This window comes from Achromobacter sp. LC458 (assembly GCF_001005835.2).
Classification (GTDB): domain Bacteria; phylum Pseudomonadota; class Gammaproteobacteria; order Burkholderiales; family Burkholderiaceae_B; genus Achromobacter; species Achromobacter spanius_B.
This window is the reverse complement of sequence record NZ_LBHW02000004.1, coordinates 1-16,331: the sequence shown is the minus strand read 5'-3', so window position 1 is coordinate 16,331 and position 16,331 is coordinate 1. Positions and strand designations below refer to the sequence as shown.

The window sequence follows — 16,331 nt, the reverse complement described above, 5'->3', positions numbered from 1 at the left end:
AAGGCAACCCGACGCATGACGATCCTCCATCGTTTGGCGTTGCCCGCAATGGCAACGAACGGCTCGCCAGCGGCGAGCTTTTTACTCTTGGGACCTACCGGATGGCCGAGCAAGACCCCCAGCAGCCCAGCGACAGCTACGTGCAATCCTTCGCGCGCGGCCTGTCGGTGATCCGGGCGTTCGGCCCGGGCCGTTCGCAGATGACGCTGTCCGAAGTGGCCGCCGTGACGGGGCTGACCCGCGCCGGCGCGCGCCGCATCCTGCTGACGCTGGAACACCTGGGCTACGTCACCGTCACCGACCGCAAGTTCGAACTGACCCCGCGCATCCTGGAGCTTGGCTACGCCTACCTGTCCGGCACGCCGCTGTGGAACCTGGCCTTGCCGTACATGGAAGAAGTGGCCGAGCAGACGCGCGAATCGTGCTCGGTGTCGGTGCTGGAAGGCGCCGACATCGTGTACATCCTGCGCCTGTCCACGCACAAGGTGATGACCATCAACCTGGCCGTGGGCAGCCGCCTGCCCGCGTGGGTGACGTCGATGGGCCGCGTGCTGCTCGCCGGCCTGTCGGACGCGGAACTGGACCGGGTGCTGGCCATGAGCCAGATCCAGGCCTACACCCCGCAAACCGTTACCGACGTTGCCGAACTCAAGCGCCTGCTGGCCGGCGTGCGCGCCGACGGCTACGCGTGCGTGGCGCAGGAACTTGAACCCGGCCTGCAATCGGTGGCCGTGCCCATCGTTGACCGCAGCGGCCGCGTGATCGCCGCGATGAACGTCAGCGGGCAGTCCAACCGCTTCACGCGCGAGGCCATGCTGGACGCGTTTTTGCCGCCCTTGCGCCACGCCGCCGACCAGATCAACCACGCGCTGCTGCGCCGCTAGGCGCGGCGGGCAGGCACGAAGGTCGGGGCGGTTCGGCATGGCGAGCGGGCTCAGATCGGGGCGACGCCCAGCGTCGTGCCGCCACACACATACAGCATCTGGCCCGTTACGAAGCCGTTGTCGGGCGACAGGAAGAACATGGCGGCGCGCGCCACATCTTCCGGCGTGCCCAGGCGCTTGACGACGATGCTGTTGATGATGCGCTCGGTTTGCGGAGCGCCCGCCGGATTGCTCTTGGTGAACAGGTCGGTGGCGATCGGGCCGGGGCCGATGGCGTTGACGGTGATGCCGTCGCCGCCCAGCTCCATGGCCAGCGTGCGCGTCAGGCCCACCAGCCCGGCCTTGGTGGCCGAATAGACCACGCGATCCGGCTTGCCTAAAGCGGCGCGCGACGACATGTTCACGATGCGGCCAAAGCCGGCTTCGCGCATGGCGGGCAGCGCGGCCTGCACCAGGATCAGCGCGGTGCGCAGATGCAGGTTCACCACATAGTCCAGATCCGCCAGGGTGGCCGTGTCGGCCGTGCCCGGGCGGGTGGCGCCGGCGTTGTTCACCAGGCCCACGATGTTGTAGGCGGCGGTGACTTCGGCGGCCACTTCCTTGGTGCGCGCTTCATCGGTCAGATCGGCCTGATACGAGACCAGCCCGGCCGGCGGATTCTCGGGCAGTCGGTAGTCGATGTTGACCACCTTGTGGCCCGCATCCAGCAGCATGCGGATGATGGCGGCGCCTATGCCGGCGCTGCCGCCGGTGACGAGATACGCAGTCGGTTTGCTCATATCGGTTTCCAGTCTTGTTCAAAGAAAGCGCGTGGGGATCAGTGCGTGGCGTAGCCCCAGGCCAGCACGGCGGTGATGTGGATCACGCCCACCCACAGCATCATGATGACGGTGTAGCCCATCACGTCGCGCAGCTTCAGCTTGGACAGGGCCAGCGCCGGCAGGATCCAGAAGGGTTGCACCAGGTCGTTCCAGGCGTTGCCCAGCATGACGGCCATGGTCGTCTGGTTCATTGCGCTGCCGATTTCCTTGGCCGCGTCGATCATGAACGGACCCTGGATGACCCAGTGGCCGCCGGCCGACGGCGCAAAGAAGTTGATGAAGAACGAGCTGATCAGGCCCCAGAACGGCAGCGTGGCCGGCGTGGCAAGATCCACGAACACTTGCGAGATCGACGTCACCAGGCCGGACGCGGCCATGATGGCCATGATGCCGGCGTAGAACGGGTATTGCAGGATGATCCCGGAAATCGTCTTGATGCCTTCGGTCAGCTTGGCCACGTAGGCGGCCGGCGTGCCCAGCAGGATGATGCCCAGGAACAGGATGATGAAGTTGATCAGGTTCAGGTCCAGCGAGCCGCCGTCCATGAAGTGGAACGTGACGTAAGCAATGCCCAGCGCGCCGATCAGCAGGCTCAGGATGCGGCTGTTGTTCAGCTTCGAGGCGATGGTGCCTTTTTCCAGCATGTCTTCGCTGGCGTTGGAGGCATTGGCGTCGCGGTCGATGCCCGGGTCCACTTCAACGATCTTCTCGCCCTTCTTGGGGTGCAGCCACGCGTTCAGCAGCGGCAGCGTGATGATGATGACCAGGCTGGTGATCAGCATGGGCACCGAGAAAATGGTTTCCGACAGCGGGATGGTGCCCATCTGCTTGGCGGTGGGGTGGCCGGGGGTGGCGACCAGCACCGGGATGCTGGCGGACAGGCCCAGGCCGTACATCGTGAAGCCGCTATAGGCGGCCGCGATGATCAGCGGGTAGTGCACGCCCTTGACCTTCAGCGCCAGCTTCTTGGCGACGATGCCGCCGATGACCAGGCCAAAGCCCCAGTTCAGGTAGCTGCCCACGCCGCCAACCAGCGTGGCGACGATGATGGCGGTGTGCGGCTTGTGCACGTGGCTGACGATGCGGTTCAGCAGGCGGTCGGTCAGCGGCGCGGTGGCCAGCACGTAGCCCATCGCCAGGATCACGGCCATCTGCGTCGTGAACGCCAGCAGGTTCCAGAAGCCCTTGCCCCAGGCGCGGGTCACGTCGCCGATGCTCTGGCCTTCGATGCCCATGGCCAGCAGCACGGTCAGCAAGGTCAGTGCAATCGCGAAAACAAAAGGATCCGGCAGATACTTGCGCATCAGCTCGGTAAAGAATGAAGCGAGTTTATTCATGGTGCCTCCAACAACTCCGTAGGCGGGTTCTTTAGTGCCGTGCCCCGCGCGCCATCGGGTGGCGATGCGCAACGGGGATCGACGATTGGTTTTCTTTGTGTGGTGGGGCTCGTGGCCCGATGGCGCGGTGGGCAATGCCCCGCGCCTTATCTGTTGTGAATTCGAAAAAGAAACGCCGTCAGGAGTCGTCGGCCTTGCTGTTCAGCCATGCCGCCAGTTCGCCCAGCGCCGCGCTTTTCTCGCGCAGCACGCGTTCGCGGCGCTCGGGGCTCCAGGTGTAGAAACCCTGGCCGCTCTTGGCGCCGATCTGGCCGCTGTCGACCTTGCTTTTCAGCAGGTCGGAAGGCTCGGTGCGGTTTTCGAGATCTTTGTACAGGTAGCTGGCAATCGCGTAATGCACGTCGATGCCGTTCATGTCGCGCTGTTCCAGCGGGCCGGACAGGGCCAGCCGGATGCCCAGGCTCCACTTGACCACTTCGTCGATGTCCTCGGCGCTGGCCACGCCCTTTTCCAAGAGCGAGATGGCTTCGCGCGCCAGCGCATGCTGGATGCGGTTGGCGATGAAGCCGGGGATGTCCTGGCGCACCAGCACGGGCCGCTTGCCGGCAAAGCGCAGCGTCGCCATGACCTGCGCGACGGTGGCGTCCGACGTGTCGTCGTTGCGCACGACTTCCACCAGCGGGATGACGTCGGCGGGCGTGAAGAAGTGCGCGCCCACGAAGCGGTCGCGGCGCGCGACGGCGCTGGCGATGGCGTTGATGGACAGGCCCGACGTGTTGGTGGCAAAGAGCGTGTGCGGGGGGCAAAGCGCGTCAAGCTTGGCGAAGATGCCGCGCTTGAGCTCCAGGTTTTCCGGCACCGCCTCGATCACCAGTTCGACGTCGGCCGCGGCCTCCAGGCCGGCATCCATGCGGATGCGCGCCAGGGATTCCTGCACCTGGTCGGGCGCGTAGACGTTCAACTGACGGTCGATGACGGCGCGGGCACGGTCCAGCGCGCCGGGCATCGGGTCGATCAGGACGATGTTCAGTCCCTTCGAGGCGAACAGGGCGGCAATGCCGCTGCCCATGGCGCCTGCGCCGATGACGGCGAGATTCTTGAGGGGAGTATCCATGACAGTTCGCTTGGGGCTGCTTGCAGCCGGGCGTTGCAGGCGGGCACGCGGGGAACCAGGCGGTTTCTGTCTCGTTCTCAGGGTGCCTTTCTGTGCGGCGCGGCCAGAAAAATCGTTATGTTCTATATACGAACATTTGTGCGTGTATAGAATTTCTGCCAGGGATAGTACTAAAAGTCTCCCGGGGTGGACAAATGGCCCCTCAACGGTGTTCGGCAGGTGGACGCTGCCGCCTAGCCGGAATTGCGCAGGCCCGCCGCGATGCCGTTGATGGTCAGGTGGATGGCGCGCTGCACGCGTTCGTCTATTTCCGCCTTGGGATTGTTCTGCGCCGCGCGGTGGCGCCGGATCAGGTCGATCTGCAAGTAGTTCAGCGGGTCGATATACGCAAAACGTTCGCGCAGGGAATCTTGCAGCGTGGGGTTGTCGGCCAGCAACTCGCGTTGGGTCAGCAGTTTCAGCATGGCCAGCGTGCGGCCATGTTCGGCGCTGATCAGCCCGAAGACGCGCTCGCGCAGGCCGCGCTGCGGCACCAGCTGCGCATAGCGCGCCGCGATGGCCAGGTCGGACTTGGCCAGCACCATTTCCATGTTGGACAGCAGCGTGCGGAACGCGGGCCAGTCGCGCGCCATCTCGCGCAGTTGCGCCAGCCGCGCGCGTCGTGAACGCGGGCCGCCTTCGGCGCCCACTTCCAGATAGGCCTCGATGGCCGAGCCCATGCCGTACCAGCCGGTCAGCATCAGGCGGCATTGCGCCCACGAAAAACCCCACGGAATGGCGCGCAGGTCTTCGATGCGCTGGCCCTTCTTGCGCGAGGCAGGACGCGATCCGATGTTCAGGCCGGCGATTTCACTGATGGGCGTGGCGGCAAAGAAATACTCGGCAAAGCGCGGCGTGTCGTACACCAGGCCGCGATAGGTGCGCTGCGCGGTGTCAGACATGAACGACATGGCCGGGCCGTGCTGCGCCATGTGCGCATCTTCCGCGCTGGTGGCTTCGGCGCGCGGGGCCAGGCTGGATTCCAGCGTGGCGGCCACCAGCAGTTCCAGGTGCCAGCGGCCAACCTCGGCGTCCTTGTACTTGCTTTGGATGACTTCGCCTTGCTCGGTCAGCCGGATCTGCCCGGCGACGGTGCCGGGCGGCTGCGCCAGGATGGCGTCAAAGCTGGAGCCGCCGCCGCGTCCCACCGAGCCGCCGCGGCCGTGGAACAGGCGCAGGCGCACGTGGCGCGACGAAAACACGTCCACCAGCGCGCGTTCAGCCTGGTACAGCGACCAGTTTGACGTCAGGAAGCCGCCGTCCTTGTTGCTGTCGGAATAGCCCAGCATGACTTCCTGCGCGCCGTTCTGCGCCTGCTTCACGCGCTGGCGCACTTCGGGCAGGTCCAGCCAGGCAGCCATGATGTCGGCGCCGCGCTGCAAGTCGGGAATCGTTTCGAACAAGGGCACGACCATCAGGCCGTCGTCGGGGTCCAGGTCCTGCCCGACCGGGGCGATCAAGCCCGCTTCCTTTTGCAGCACCATGACTTCCAGCAGGTCGCTCAGCGTTTCGGTGTGCGACACGATGGTCTGGCGCACGGCCTGCTTGCCGTAACGCGCGCGACCGGCGGCGGCGGCGCGCAGCACGGCCAGTTCGCGGGTGGTGTCTTCGCTGTAGGCGATCCACGGCGAAGCCAGCGGGCGCGCCTGTGCCAGTTCGGCACGCAGCAGCGCCACGCGGGCGTCTTCGTCCAGCGCCAGGTAGTCCAGCGGCTTGCCTTCATGCAGCGTGCCGGCGCGCTCGAACAGTTCGGCCAGCGCGCGTTCGTGCACGTCGGAGCTTTGGCGCAGGTCGACCGTGGCCAGGTGAAAGCCGAACACCTCCACCGCTTGTTGCAGCCCCGACAGGCGCAGCTTGGCGATGGGCGAGGCGTGGTGCGCGGCCAGCGACGCGGCAATCACGGCCAGGTCGGCGGACAGTTCCCGCGGTGCTTGATACGCGGGCGCCGCCACGGTGCTGCGGCGCGCCAGGTCCTGCCCCGTCAGCGCTTGCGCCGTGGCGGCCAGTCGGGCATAGACGCCAACCAGCGCGCGGCGATAGGGCTCGTCGCTGCGGTGGGGGGAATCGTCGCCGCTGTTATCGGCCAGCGCCAGCAGTTCCGGGTCCGCGGAGATCAGCAGGGTGGTGATCGACAGTTCCGCGCCCAGCGCGTGGACCTCTTGCAGATAGTGTTCAAACAGCACCGTGGCCTGGCGCAGCAGCGCGCGTTCCAGCGTGGCGGCGTCCACATTGGGGTTGCCATCGCGGTCCCCGCCGATCCAGCTGCCCATGCGCAGAAACGGTTCCAGCGGCGCGGGCGGCGCGGCAAACGGCTTGGTCGGTTCGCGGTTCAACAGCTTGGACAGGTCTGCGTACAGGCGCGGGATGACTTGCAGGAAGGTGCTGCGGTAGTACGACAGGGCGTTTTCGATCTCGTCGGCCACCGTCAAGCGCGTGTAGCGCAGCATGCGCGTCTGCCACAAGGTGGCCACGCGGCCAAGCAACGCGGCATCCAGCTCGGCCAGCTCGTCGGGCGTCAGCACGCCGTCGCGCTGGGTCAGCGCCAGGGCAATTTCGCGGTGCACGTCCAGCGTGCTCTTGCGCTGCACTTCGGTCGGGTGCGCGGTCAGCACCGGCACCACGCTGGCGTCGGCCAGCAGGCGGCGGATGCGCGCCACGCCCACGCCTTGCTTGCCCAATGTCTGCACGGCATCACGCAGGCTGCCACGCGGCGCGGTGTCGCCGGCCAAGGCGCGGGTGCGCTGGCGGCGGTTCTGGTCGCGGTCTTCGGCAATGTTGGCCAGATGCAGAAAATAGCTGAAGGCGCGCGCCACGGAATTCGGGTCGTTGCCTTGCAAGCGCTTGACGCGCTGTTCCAGCAGCTTGCTGTCCGCCTCGTTGCCTTCGCGCCGGAATTTCACGGCGGTGCGGCGCAACGTTTCAATGGTGTCGAACACCCGTTTGCCTTCGCATTCCGCGATCACGGCGCCCAAAAAACGGCCTAGCAGGCGGATATCGTGGCGCAAGGGTTCTGCGGACTCGGACTGCGGGCGGCTGGCTTTCATCGGGCGGGGGTTCCGTCAGGCTGAATGAAGAAAGGAAAGACGTGGGCGTTGCGGCACTACCAGGAAAATCGGACCGATTGATTTTACGCAGCGTTCCTTACGGGAACGGCGCTTTGCCTCGGTTAAAGTCCGGGATGTCCCTTCGTCTTTGTAGAAGCCCCCTTTATGCAAAATCATCAACGTCGCGCGCTCGTGCTGTTCTCGGGCGGCCAGGATTCCACCACTTGCCTGGCGTGGGCGCTGGACCGCTATGCCCATGTGGAAACGGTGGCGTTCGATTACGGTCAGCGCCATCACATCGAACTGTCGGCGCGCTTGAATGTGCTGCGCGACATCCGCGCCAACTTTCCGGATTGGGCGCCGCGCCTGGGCGAAGACCACTTGCTGGACTTGAAGGTGCTGGGCCAGGTGGGCGACACCGCCATGACCAGCGACCGCGCCATCGAGATGCAGGCTAACGGCCTGCCCAACACTTTCGTGCCGGGGCGCAACCTGCTGTTCCTGACGCTGGCGGCGGCGCTGGGCTATCGGCGCCAGCTGGACGTGCTGGTGGGCGGCATGTGCGAAACGGACTTTTCCGGCTACCCCGATTGCCGCGACGACACCATCAAGGCGCAGCAGGTGGCGCTGGGCTTGGGGCTGGGCACGCGGATGACGATCGAGACGCCGCTGATGTGGATCGACAAGTCCGAAACCTGGGCGCTGGCCTATCAGTTGGGCGGCGACGCCCTGGTGGAAACCATTGTCGAAGAAAGCCATACCTGCTATCTGGGCGAGCGCGGTGCGCGGCACGACTGGGGCTACGGCTGCGGCGAATGCCCGGCGTGCAAGCTGCGCAAGATCGGCTGGGAAAAGTGGGTGGCGGCCTCGGCCGCGGAAGGCTGATGGCCAGTGGCGGGCGGGATGCGGGCTTGGGGTTGCGCAGGCGTAGCCGGTGCAAGCCGGCGCGTGCGGCCCTCCAGGCCTAAGCCCGCCTGGACGCGGGCACAGCCACCACCCTGCCGATAAACCGCCGTCTTAATAAATAAGCCGCCGCCGCGATCACGCCCGCCAAGGCCGCCGACATCGCCATGGCGGTGCGCGCACCCTGCGTCTCGATCAAGAACGCATACGCCACGGGCGCCGTGGCCGTCAGCAAAAAGCTGGGCACCAGCAGCGCACCGACCAGCGTGCCGTAGCTGCGGAAGTCAAACAAGGCCAGCGGCAGCGTGCCGCGCGTGATGGTCAGCAGCCCGTTGCACGCGCCGTAAAGCAAGGCATAGGCGGCAATGGCGTACACGCTGCCGTTCGACAACCACGCCAGCACAAAGCACAGCGGCATCAAGGTGGTGACGACCCACGTCAACGTCAGCGGATGCAGTCTTGCGCCCAACGTCACGTCGGCCATGCGGGCGGCGAACTGGCCGACGCCCCACAAGGCCGCCACGCTGGCCGCCGACGCGCCGGCCACGCCCAAGCCCATCATCAGCGCGATCAAATGCGCGGCGTTGCCGGCGGCCAGGAAGTTGGTCAGCATGGCGATCACCGCGTAAAGCGTGCCGGCCAGGCGGCGTTCGGAGGCGTTGCGCGTCAAGCCGGCGCCCGGGCGGTCGGCGACAGCGGCGGGCGCGGCATACCGTTGGCGAGGCAGCGCCAGATACAGCGGCAAGGTCGCCAACGCCAGCGCGCCATAGACGAGCACCGCGCCGCGCCACCCCAGCCAGCCGGATAGCGCGTGTCCGGCCGGCCACATCACCGTGGATGCCAGCCCGCCAAACAGCGTGATCTGCGACATGGCCCGGCGCGCGGTCGGCCCGGCGGCGCGCGCCAGCGACGCAAACGCGGCGTCGTACAGGCACAGCCGCATGCCCACGCCCAGCACCAGCCACGCCAGGTAATAAGCGGCCGGCCCGTGCGCGGCGGCCAGCAGCGCGCAGCCCGTTGCCCCGATCAACACGCCCACCGGCATCACGCGATGCCCGCCCCAGCGGTCCACGGCCCGGCCCGCCAACGGCGACACCAGCGCCATCGTGACGATGGCGGCTGAAAACCCGCCATAGACGAGGGACGCGTTCCACCCCAGGTCGGCCGTCATGGCCGGGCCGAACGCGCCGATCAGGTAGAACGTGACGCCCCAGTTGACCAGCTGGGTCAACCCCAGGCAGACGACGGCGCGCGGCGCGATCACGGGCGCTGCGGTGGCGTCGTGTCGCCTTCGCCCAGGCTGCGCTGCATCAGCACCGTGTCACGCCATTCGCCATGCTTGTAGCCCACGGATCGCAGCGTGCCCACCGGATGAAAACCCTGGCGGGCATGCAGCGCCAGCGACGCGGCGTTGCGGCTGTCGCCCACCACCGCCAGCATCTGGCGCCAGCCGGCAGCGGTGCAGCGGTCGATCAGCGCGGCCAGCAGCTTGCCGCCGATGCCCAGGCCGGCGCGGCCGGCTTTCACATAGACAGAGTCCTCAACCGTGTGCCGGTAGGCCGGGCGGGGGCGGTACGGCGTGACATAGGCGTAGCCGACGACTTCGCCATTGATCTCCGCCACCAGGTACGGCATGTCTTTTTCCAGCACGGCCCCGCGGCGCAGCCGCATGTCGTTGATGGAAGGCGGCTCCAGTTCGAAGGACGCGGTGCCGTGTTCAACGTGGTGCGCGTAGATGGTTTTGATGGCGGGAAGGTCAGCATCCGCGCTGTCGCGGATGAGCAGGGTTGGCGTGTTGGGCGACATAAAGGGGGCGTAGCGAAGAGTAGGGGAAATGGGCCAGCCGCCAGTTTGGTCCGAAATAAATCATAAATGAAGCTTTGGAAGATTATGATTTGCATAAGAAAAACTTTTGGTTGGCGTCATGCGAGGCTTGAACCTGGTCCATCTACGCATCTTTGCGCAGGTAATTGAGCTTGGCAGTTTCTCGGCGGCCGCCGAGCGCGGGGGCGTCACCCAGCCAGCCGTCAGCCTGCAAATCCGCCAGTTGGAAAGGCGTTTTGGCCTGAAACTTGTCGAACGGGTCGGCCGCCGTGCCGGCCCGACTGCCGCCGGGCTTGAACTGCTGACCCATATCCGCGTGATCGACGCGGCGCTGGCGCAGGCCGAACAGGCCATGACCGCGCATGCGTCCCAGGTGTCCGGCCGCATCCGGCTGGGCACGGGCGCCACCGCCTGCACGTATCTGTTGCCGCCCATCCTGGCGCAGCTGCGCCGACGCTTTCCCGCGCTGGATATCGTGGCCAGCACCGGCAACACCGCCGATATGCTGCGGGCCCTGGAGAACAATACGCTGGACATGGGGCTGGTGACCCTGCCCGCGCCCGGCCGCATGTTCCAGGTGACGCCGCTCATGGAAGACGAGTTCGTGGCGATCTTCCCCGTTCGCGACTCTGCCTCGATTCCGGAGCAGGTGACGCCACAGGCCTTGTCTCCGTGGCCCTTGGTGCTGTTTGAGCCTGGCGCACGTACGCGCCGCCTGGTGGACGACTGGTTCGAGGTGGCGGGCGTGGCCTGCAAGCCCTTCATGGAGCTGGGCAGCACCGAGGCCATGAAGGAAATCGTGGCGGCGGGCCTGGGCTGCGCGGTGCTGCCCAAGCTGGCCGTTTCCGGCACGGGACACCGGGACGCGCTGGTGGTGCGTTCGCTGACGCCGCACTTGGCGCGCGATCTGGCCATCGTGATGCGCCGCGACAAGCCGCTGAGCCGGGGCTTGCGCCATTTGCAGGAAGCGTTACTGGCGCTCAGGGCATAGGCTGCCGGCACGCCTGCGCCCGATCCAGCGTATTATTTACCGTTTTGCCGCCACGCTAACAGCACTCGAGACAAATCATGCCGCACTACCGTTCCCGCACATCGACTCACGGCCGCAACATGGCCGGCGCCCGCGCCCTGTGGCGCGCCACTGGCATGAAGGACGGTGATTTCGGCAAGCCGATTATCGCGGTAGTGAACTCGTTCACGCAGTTCGTGCCCGGCCACGTGCACCTGCGCGACCTGGGCGCGCTGGTCGCCAAAGAGATCGAAGCCGCCGGTGGCGTCGCCAAGGAATTCAACACGATTGCCGTCGATGACGGCATCGCCATGGGCCACGGCGGCATGCTGTATTCGCTGCCGTCGCGCGAACTGATCGCCGATTCGGTCGAATACATGGTCAACGCGCATTGCGCCGACGCCATGGTCTGCATTTCCAACTGCGACAAGATCACCCCGGGGATGTTGATGGCCGCCATGCGCCTGAACATCCCGGTCGTGTTCGTGTCCGGTGGCCCGATGGAAGCGGGCAAGGTCAAGTCGCCCACCGACGGCAAGGTCATCGCCAAGATCGACCTGATCGACGCCATGATCAAGGCCGCCGACCCCAACGTGTCGGACGCCGAAGTGGCCGAAGTCGAACGCAGCGCCTGCCCCACCTGCGGCTCCTGTTCCGGCATGTTCACCGCCAACTCGATGAACTGCCTGACCGAAGCCATCGGCCTGGCCCTGCCTGGCAACGGCACCATCGTCGCCACGCACGCGTGGCGCAAGGGCTTGTTCGAACAAGCCGGCCGCCTGGTCGTCGACCTGTGCCGCCGCTACTACGTCGAAGAAGACGAATCGGTCCTGCCGCGCAACATCGCCACCAAGAGCGCGTTCCAGAACGCGATGGCGCTGGACGTGGCCATGGGCGGCTCGACCAACACCGTGCTGCACTTGCTGGCCGCCGCGCAGGAAGCGGGCGTGGATTTCACGATGGCGGACATCGACCGTATCTCGCGCAAGGTGCCGTGCCTGTGCAAGGCGGCGCCCGCCACCGACAAGTACCACATTGAAGACGTGCACCGCGCCGGCGGCATCCTGGGCATCCTGGGCGAACTGGCGCGCGCCGACCTGTTGGACCTGTCTTGTGGCAACGTGCACAGCGGCACGCTGGGCAACGCCATCCAGAAATGGGACGTGGCCGGTGACGCAAGCGAAGAAGCGCAGAAGTTCTACCGCGCCGCGCCCGGTGGCATCCCCACCACGGTCGCCTTCAGCCAGGACGCCACGTTCCTGACGCTGGACACCGACCGCAAGACGGGCTGCATCCGCAGCAAGGAAAGCGCCTATTCCAAGGACGGCGGCCTGGCCGTGCTGTACGGCAACCTGGCCGAGAAGGGCTGCATCGTCAAAACCGCCGGCGTGGACGAATCGCAATGGGTTTTCACGGGCCGCGCCCGCGTGTTCGAAAGCCAGGACGACGCCGTTGAAGGCATCCTGGGCGACAAGATCGTGGCGGGCGACGTCGTCGTGATCCGCTACGAAGGCCCCAAGGGCGGCCCCGGCATGCAAGAAATGCTGTACCCCACGTCGTACCTCAAGTCCAAGGGCCTGGGCAAAACCTGCGCCCTGTTCACCGACGGCCGTTTCTCGGGCGGCTCGTCCGGCCTGGTGATCGGCCACGCCTCGCCGGAAGCGGCCGAGGGCGGCACGATCGGCCTGGTGGAAGAAGGCGACATCATCGAAATCGACATCCCCAACCGCAAGATGCACCTGGCGGTTTCCGACGAAGAACTGGCCCGCCGCCGCGCCGCGATGGACGCGCGCGCCGACGGCTGGGAGCCGGTCGGCCGCGAACGCGTGGTGTCGCAAGCCCTGCAAGCCTACGCAGCATTGGCCACGTCGGCCGACCGCGGCGCGGTGCGCGACCTGTCGCAGCTGAAGCAAAAAGCCAAGCGCTGATCGCGGCGCAGGGCTGGGAAGAACGGCGCCCGAGGGGCGCCGTTTTATTTGCGCGGTGAGGCGTCATTGGGGTCGCAAGACACCGCGCAATGTAGCGGGATACCGCGAAGCACAGGGTTAAGGCTGTAAATTCGATATACAACAGACAGGCTGTTTTTTGGGCCCCAAGGACGCACCACATGGCTTTGAATTCCGATGCATTGCGCGTGTTTCTCGGCGTGGTTGACGCCGGGTCGCTTAGCGCCGCGGCCGAGCTGCTGGGCCAGACGGCGTCGGGGGTCAGCCGGGCCTTGTCACGGCTGGAAGAGGACCTGGGCGTGATGCTGCTGAACCGCACCACGCGGCGCATGGAGCTGACCGAAGAGGGCGCACACTTTCTGCCCAAGGCGCGGCAGATTGTTGCGTCGCTGGACGAGGCCGAAGAGTGCATGCGGATGGTGCATCAGCGGCCGGCGGGCAGGTTGCGGGTGGATGCGTCGGTGCCGGTGATGCTGCATTGCGTGGTGCCGCACGTGGGGGAATTCCGGCGTGAGTATCCCGAGATCACGTTGGAACTGACCAGCAACGATCGCATCGTGGACCTGATAGAGCACCGCACCGACATCGCGATTCGCATGGGACCGCTGACGGATTCCACCTTGCATGCGCGCGTGTTGCGGCCGTCGCCGCGCTGGATGATGGCCAGTCCCGACTACATCGCGCGGCGCGGCGCGCCGGAAACGGTTGAGGACCTGGCGCGGCATGAAGTGTTGGGCTTTACGCAGCCCGAAAGCCTGAACCTGTGGCCGCTCAAGCACGCGGGCGGCTCCAGCTTTCAGGCGACGCCGACGCTGGCCACATCAAGCGGAGAAACGCAGCGCCAGTTGGCGCTACGCGGCGTGGGCATCGCCTGCCTGTCGGATTTCGTGGTGCGCGAAGACATCGCGGCGGGCAGGTTGGTGAAGGTGATGGAAGGCGTGTACAGCGATCACCTGCAACCGATGCACGCCGTGTACCACCGCAACACGCAGCTGTCGCGGCGCATTGCCTGCTTTCTGGATTTCTTTGCGCAGCGGGTTTGAGGCGTTCTTGACGCGCTCTTGAAGCGCTCCTGAAGCGTTTCTGGCGCGTGGCTTGCACAGCCATGCAAGCCACGCGAAGGTCGAAGTGAAGGCGGCCCCGCCCGCATGCCGCCTTCTGCTCCTTACGCGTGCAGCGCCCGTCCGAACGCGGCCAGCACCGATTCGTGCAATGTTTCCGACAGCGTCGGATGCGCGAACACGGTGTGCATCAAGTCTTCCTCGGTGGCTTCCAATGACGCCGCCACGCCATAGCCGGTGATCAGCTCGGACGCTTCGGGATGGATGATGTGCGCGCCCAGCAGTTCGCCTGACGTCGCATCGAACACGGTCTTGACCAGCCCTTGGTCTTCGCCCATGGCGATGGCCTTGCCGTTGCCGGCAAAGGTGAATTTGCCAACGCGGATCTCGCCGCCGTGGGCCTTGGCGTGTTCGCGCGCGCGGGTTTCCGTCATGCCGATGCTGGCCACTTGCGGGTATGAATACGTGCAGGCGGGGATGCGCAGCGGGTCGATGGCGTGCACCGTCTTGCCCGCAATGGCCTCCACGCACAGCACGCCTTCATGGCTGGCCTTGTGGGCAAGCCAGGGCGCGCCGGCCACGTCGCCGATGGCGTAGACGCCGGGTTCGCTGGTGCGGCAGTGTGCATCGGTGACGATGTGGGTCTTCTCGACCTGCACCCGCGTCTTCTCCAAGCCCAGGTCTTCAACGTTGCCGACAATGCCGGCCGCGACGATGACGCGGTCCACCTCAAGCTGCGTCTTTTTACCTTGCTGGTCCAGCGTCACGTTGACGCCCGTGGCGCTTGGCGACGAGGCGGTGACGGCGCATTGCGTCAGCACGCGGATGCCTTGTTTCTCGAACGCCTTGCGCGCCAGCTGCGAAATTTCTGCGTCTTCTTGCGGCAGAATTTCGGGCGTCATGTCGATCAGTGTCACGTCCGAACCAATGGCGCGGTAGAAGCTGGCGAACTCCGCGCCGATGGCGCCCGCGCCCACAACAAGCAACGTCTTCGGGATCTGGGTGGGCGCCAGGGCCTGGCGGTAGGCCCATATGCGCTCGCCCAGCGGCAACGCGGGCAGTTCGCGAGCGCGCGCACCGGTCGCCAGGATGATGTGCTTGGCGGACAGGGTCGCGCCGTTGTCCAGCGCCAGCTTGCCCGCGCCGGCCAATTGCGCGCGCGCGGCGAACACCGTCACGCCGTTTTTCTTCATCAGATGCGCCACACCCTGGCCTAGCCGGCCCGCCACCTTGCGCGACCGCGCCACCATCGCGGCAAGGTCGGCGCGCGCCTCGCCAGCGCCGGTGACGCCGTAGTGTGACGCTTCCTGGCAGGCGCGCAGCACCGTTGCGCTGTGCAGCAAGGCCTTGGTGGGTATGCAGCCCCAATTCAGGCAGATGCCGCCCAGCTCGGCGCGTTCCACCAAGGCCACCGACATGCCCAGCTGCGCGGCGCGGATGGCGGCCACGTAGCCGCCGGGGCCGCCGCCGACGACGACCACATCAAGCACGTTCTTCGTCATCGTGGGGCTCACAGCAAAATGCGCACGGGGTTTTCGATCAGCGTGCGCAAGGCAGCCAGCCAGCGCGCGCCCACCGCGCCGTCCACCGCGCGGTGGTCGGCGGACAACGTCACAGTCATGACGGTGGCGGCGACCAGTTCGCCGTTGTCGCCGACGACGGGCCGCCGTTCGGCCGCGCCGACGGCCAGGATGGCGGCCTGCGGCGGGTTGATGATGGCGGCAAATTGGCTGATGCCGTACATGCCCAGGTTGCTGACCGTCAGCGAGCCGCCCGTGAATTCCTCGGGCTTCAAGCGGTTGATCTTGGCGCGCCCGGCCAGCTCGACGATTTCACCGGCAATGGCCGACAGGGACTTGATGTCCGCGTCGCGCACGATGGGCGTGACCAGGCCGCCGTCGGTGGCGACGGCCACCGAGATGTCGGCGCCCGCGTGATAGTCGATGGCGTCTTCGTGCCAGCTGACATTCACTTCGGGCACTTCGCGCAGCGCCAAGGCGGCGGCGCGCACGATGAAATCGTTGACCGAAAGCTTGACCGCGCCGCCGTGATTCGCTTGCGCGCGCAGGGCCAGCAGCGCGTCCATCTTGCAGTCCACCGACAGGTAGAAGTGCGGCACGTTCTGCTTGCTTTCCGTCAGGCGGCGCGCGATGGCGCGGCGCATGCCGGTGTGCGGCACGCGGCGCGCGGCCGGACGGCCGGACGGTGGCGTGGCGGTAGCGGTGGGCGCGGCGGGCGCGGGGGTGCGGTCGCGCGCGGCTTCCACGTCGCGGCGCACGATGCGGCCATGCGGGCCGGTGCCGGTCACGCCCAACAGGTCCACATGCCACTGCGCGGCCAGGCGGCGCG

Annotated in this window: 13 protein-coding genes; 5 read left to right on the top strand and 8 right to left on the bottom strand. The window is 66.5% G+C overall.

Annotated elements, in window-relative coordinates; genetic code table 11:
- The first annotated feature begins 101 nt into the window (after positions 1-101).
- Positions 102-884, top strand: a complete 783-nt coding sequence (locus tag YH64_RS04625; RefSeq protein ID WP_046803262.1) for an IclR family transcriptional regulator — start codon at positions 102-104, stop codon at positions 882-884.
- Between the two features lie 50 nt (positions 885-934).
- Here the strand turns inward: YH64_RS04625 and YH64_RS04620 are convergent, their stop codons facing one another.
- From YH64_RS04620 to ppc, 4 genes are all read right to left on the bottom strand, one after another.
- Positions 935-1,663: an SDR family NAD(P)-dependent oxidoreductase gene (locus tag YH64_RS04620; RefSeq protein WP_046803263.1), complete on the bottom strand. Its 729-nt coding sequence runs from the start codon at positions 1,661-1,663 to the stop codon at positions 935-937.
- Between the two features lie 38 nt (positions 1,664-1,701).
- On the bottom strand, positions 1,702-3,042 hold the full coding sequence (locus YH64_RS04615) for a short-chain fatty acid transporter (RefSeq protein ID WP_046803264.1): 1,341 nt from the start codon (positions 3,040-3,042) through the stop codon (positions 1,702-1,704).
- A gap of 178 nt (positions 3,043-3,220) precedes the next feature.
- On the bottom strand, positions 3,221-4,156 hold the full coding sequence (locus YH64_RS04610) for a 3-hydroxyacyl-CoA dehydrogenase family protein (RefSeq protein ID WP_046803265.1): 936 nt from the start codon (positions 4,154-4,156) through the stop codon (positions 3,221-3,223).
- 233 nt (positions 4,157-4,389) lie between these two features.
- A complete protein-coding gene (gene ppc, locus YH64_RS04605; RefSeq protein WP_046803266.1) occupies positions 4,390-7,239 on the bottom strand; it encodes a phosphoenolpyruvate carboxylase in 2,850 nt (949 codons plus the stop codon).
- A gap of 165 nt (positions 7,240-7,404) precedes the next feature.
- Between ppc and queC the strand changes: the two genes are divergently transcribed.
- The gene (gene queC, locus YH64_RS04600; RefSeq protein WP_046803267.1) at positions 7,405-8,124 is read left to right on the top strand and encodes a 7-cyano-7-deazaguanine synthase QueC; all 720 of its coding nucleotides are present in this window, start codon (positions 7,405-7,407) and stop codon (positions 8,122-8,124) included.
- Between the two features lie 79 nt (positions 8,125-8,203).
- Here the strand turns inward: queC and YH64_RS04595 are convergent, their stop codons facing one another.
- A complete protein-coding gene (locus tag YH64_RS04595; RefSeq protein WP_143215250.1) occupies positions 8,204-9,406 on the bottom strand; it encodes an MFS transporter in 1,203 nt (400 codons plus the stop codon).
- Positions 9,403-9,948 carry a GNAT family N-acetyltransferase gene (locus YH64_RS04590; RefSeq protein WP_046803269.1) on the bottom strand — a complete coding sequence of 182 codons (546 nt, stop codon included), beginning with the start codon at positions 9,946-9,948 and terminating at the stop codon, positions 9,403-9,405. Before YH64_RS04590 ends, YH64_RS04595 begins: the two co-directional genes overlap by 4 nt.
- A gap of 118 nt (positions 9,949-10,066) precedes the next feature.
- Between YH64_RS04590 and YH64_RS04585 the strand changes: the two genes are divergently transcribed.
- The 3 genes from YH64_RS04585 to YH64_RS04575 all read left to right on the top strand — a co-directional run bounded on the left by YH64_RS04585 (position 10,067) and on the right by YH64_RS04575 (position 13,964).
- Positions 10,067-10,957, top strand: coding sequence for a LysR family transcriptional regulator (locus YH64_RS04585; RefSeq protein ID WP_046803354.1), 891 nt, complete (start codon positions 10,067-10,069; stop codon positions 10,955-10,957).
- 77 nt (positions 10,958-11,034) lie between these two features.
- On the top strand, positions 11,035-12,903 hold the full coding sequence (gene ilvD / locus YH64_RS04580) for a dihydroxy-acid dehydratase (protein ID WP_046803270.1): 1,869 nt from the start codon (positions 11,035-11,037) through the stop codon (positions 12,901-12,903).
- A gap of 179 nt (positions 12,904-13,082) precedes the next feature.
- Positions 13,083-13,964, top strand: a complete 882-nt coding sequence (locus tag YH64_RS04575; RefSeq protein WP_046803271.1) for a LysR family transcriptional regulator — start codon at positions 13,083-13,085, stop codon at positions 13,962-13,964.
- Positions 13,965-14,086: 122 nt separating this feature from the next.
- On the opposite strand, the gene lpdA is transcribed toward YH64_RS04575, so the two are convergent.
- Together lpdA and YH64_RS04565 are read right to left on the bottom strand one after the other, a co-directional pair.
- Positions 14,087-15,484, bottom strand: a complete 1,398-nt coding sequence (gene lpdA, locus YH64_RS04570; RefSeq protein WP_046803272.1) for a dihydrolipoyl dehydrogenase — start codon at positions 15,482-15,484, stop codon at positions 14,087-14,089.
- 8 nt (positions 15,485-15,492) lie between these two features.
- A partial coding sequence (locus tag YH64_RS04565; RefSeq protein ID WP_185975335.1) for a 2-oxo acid dehydrogenase subunit E2 occupies positions 15,493-16,331 on the bottom strand: 839 nt, incomplete at its 5' end.

What these genes read in the sequence shown, in the direction of transcription:
- YH64_RS04590 (WP_046803269.1), bottom strand. Translation starts at nt 9,948, where the DNA reads ATGTCGCCCAACACGCCAACCCTGCTCATCCGCGACAGCGCGGATGCT.
- lpdA (WP_046803272.1), bottom strand. Translation starts at nt 15,484, where the DNA reads ATGACGAAGAACGTGCTTGATGTGGTCGTCGTCGGCGGCGGCCCCGGC.
- ilvD (WP_046803270.1), top strand. Translation starts at nt 11,035, where the DNA reads ATGCCGCACTACCGTTCCCGCACATCGACTCACGGCCGCAACATGGCC.
- YH64_RS04620 (WP_046803263.1), bottom strand. Translation starts at nt 1,663, where the DNA reads ATGAGCAAACCGACTGCGTATCTCGTCACCGGCGGCAGCGCCGGCATA.
- ppc (WP_046803266.1), bottom strand. Translation starts at nt 7,239, where the DNA reads ATGAAAGCCAGCCGCCCGCAGTCCGAGTCCGCAGAACCCTTGCGCCAC.
- YH64_RS04575 (WP_046803271.1), top strand. Translation starts at nt 13,083, where the DNA reads ATGGCTTTGAATTCCGATGCATTGCGCGTGTTTCTCGGCGTGGTTGAC.
- YH64_RS04585 (WP_046803354.1), top strand. Translation starts at nt 10,067, where the DNA reads ATGCGAGGCTTGAACCTGGTCCATCTACGCATCTTTGCGCAGGTAATT.
- YH64_RS04625 (WP_046803262.1), top strand. Translation starts at nt 102, where the DNA reads ATGGCCGAGCAAGACCCCCAGCAGCCCAGCGACAGCTACGTGCAATCC.
- YH64_RS04610 (WP_046803265.1), bottom strand. Translation starts at nt 4,156, where the DNA reads ATGGATACTCCCCTCAAGAATCTCGCCGTCATCGGCGCAGGCGCCATG.
- YH64_RS04615 (WP_046803264.1), bottom strand. Translation starts at nt 3,042, where the DNA reads ATGAATAAACTCGCTTCATTCTTTACCGAGCTGATGCGCAAGTATCTG.
- queC (WP_046803267.1), top strand. Translation starts at nt 7,405, where the DNA reads ATGCAAAATCATCAACGTCGCGCGCTCGTGCTGTTCTCGGGCGGCCAG.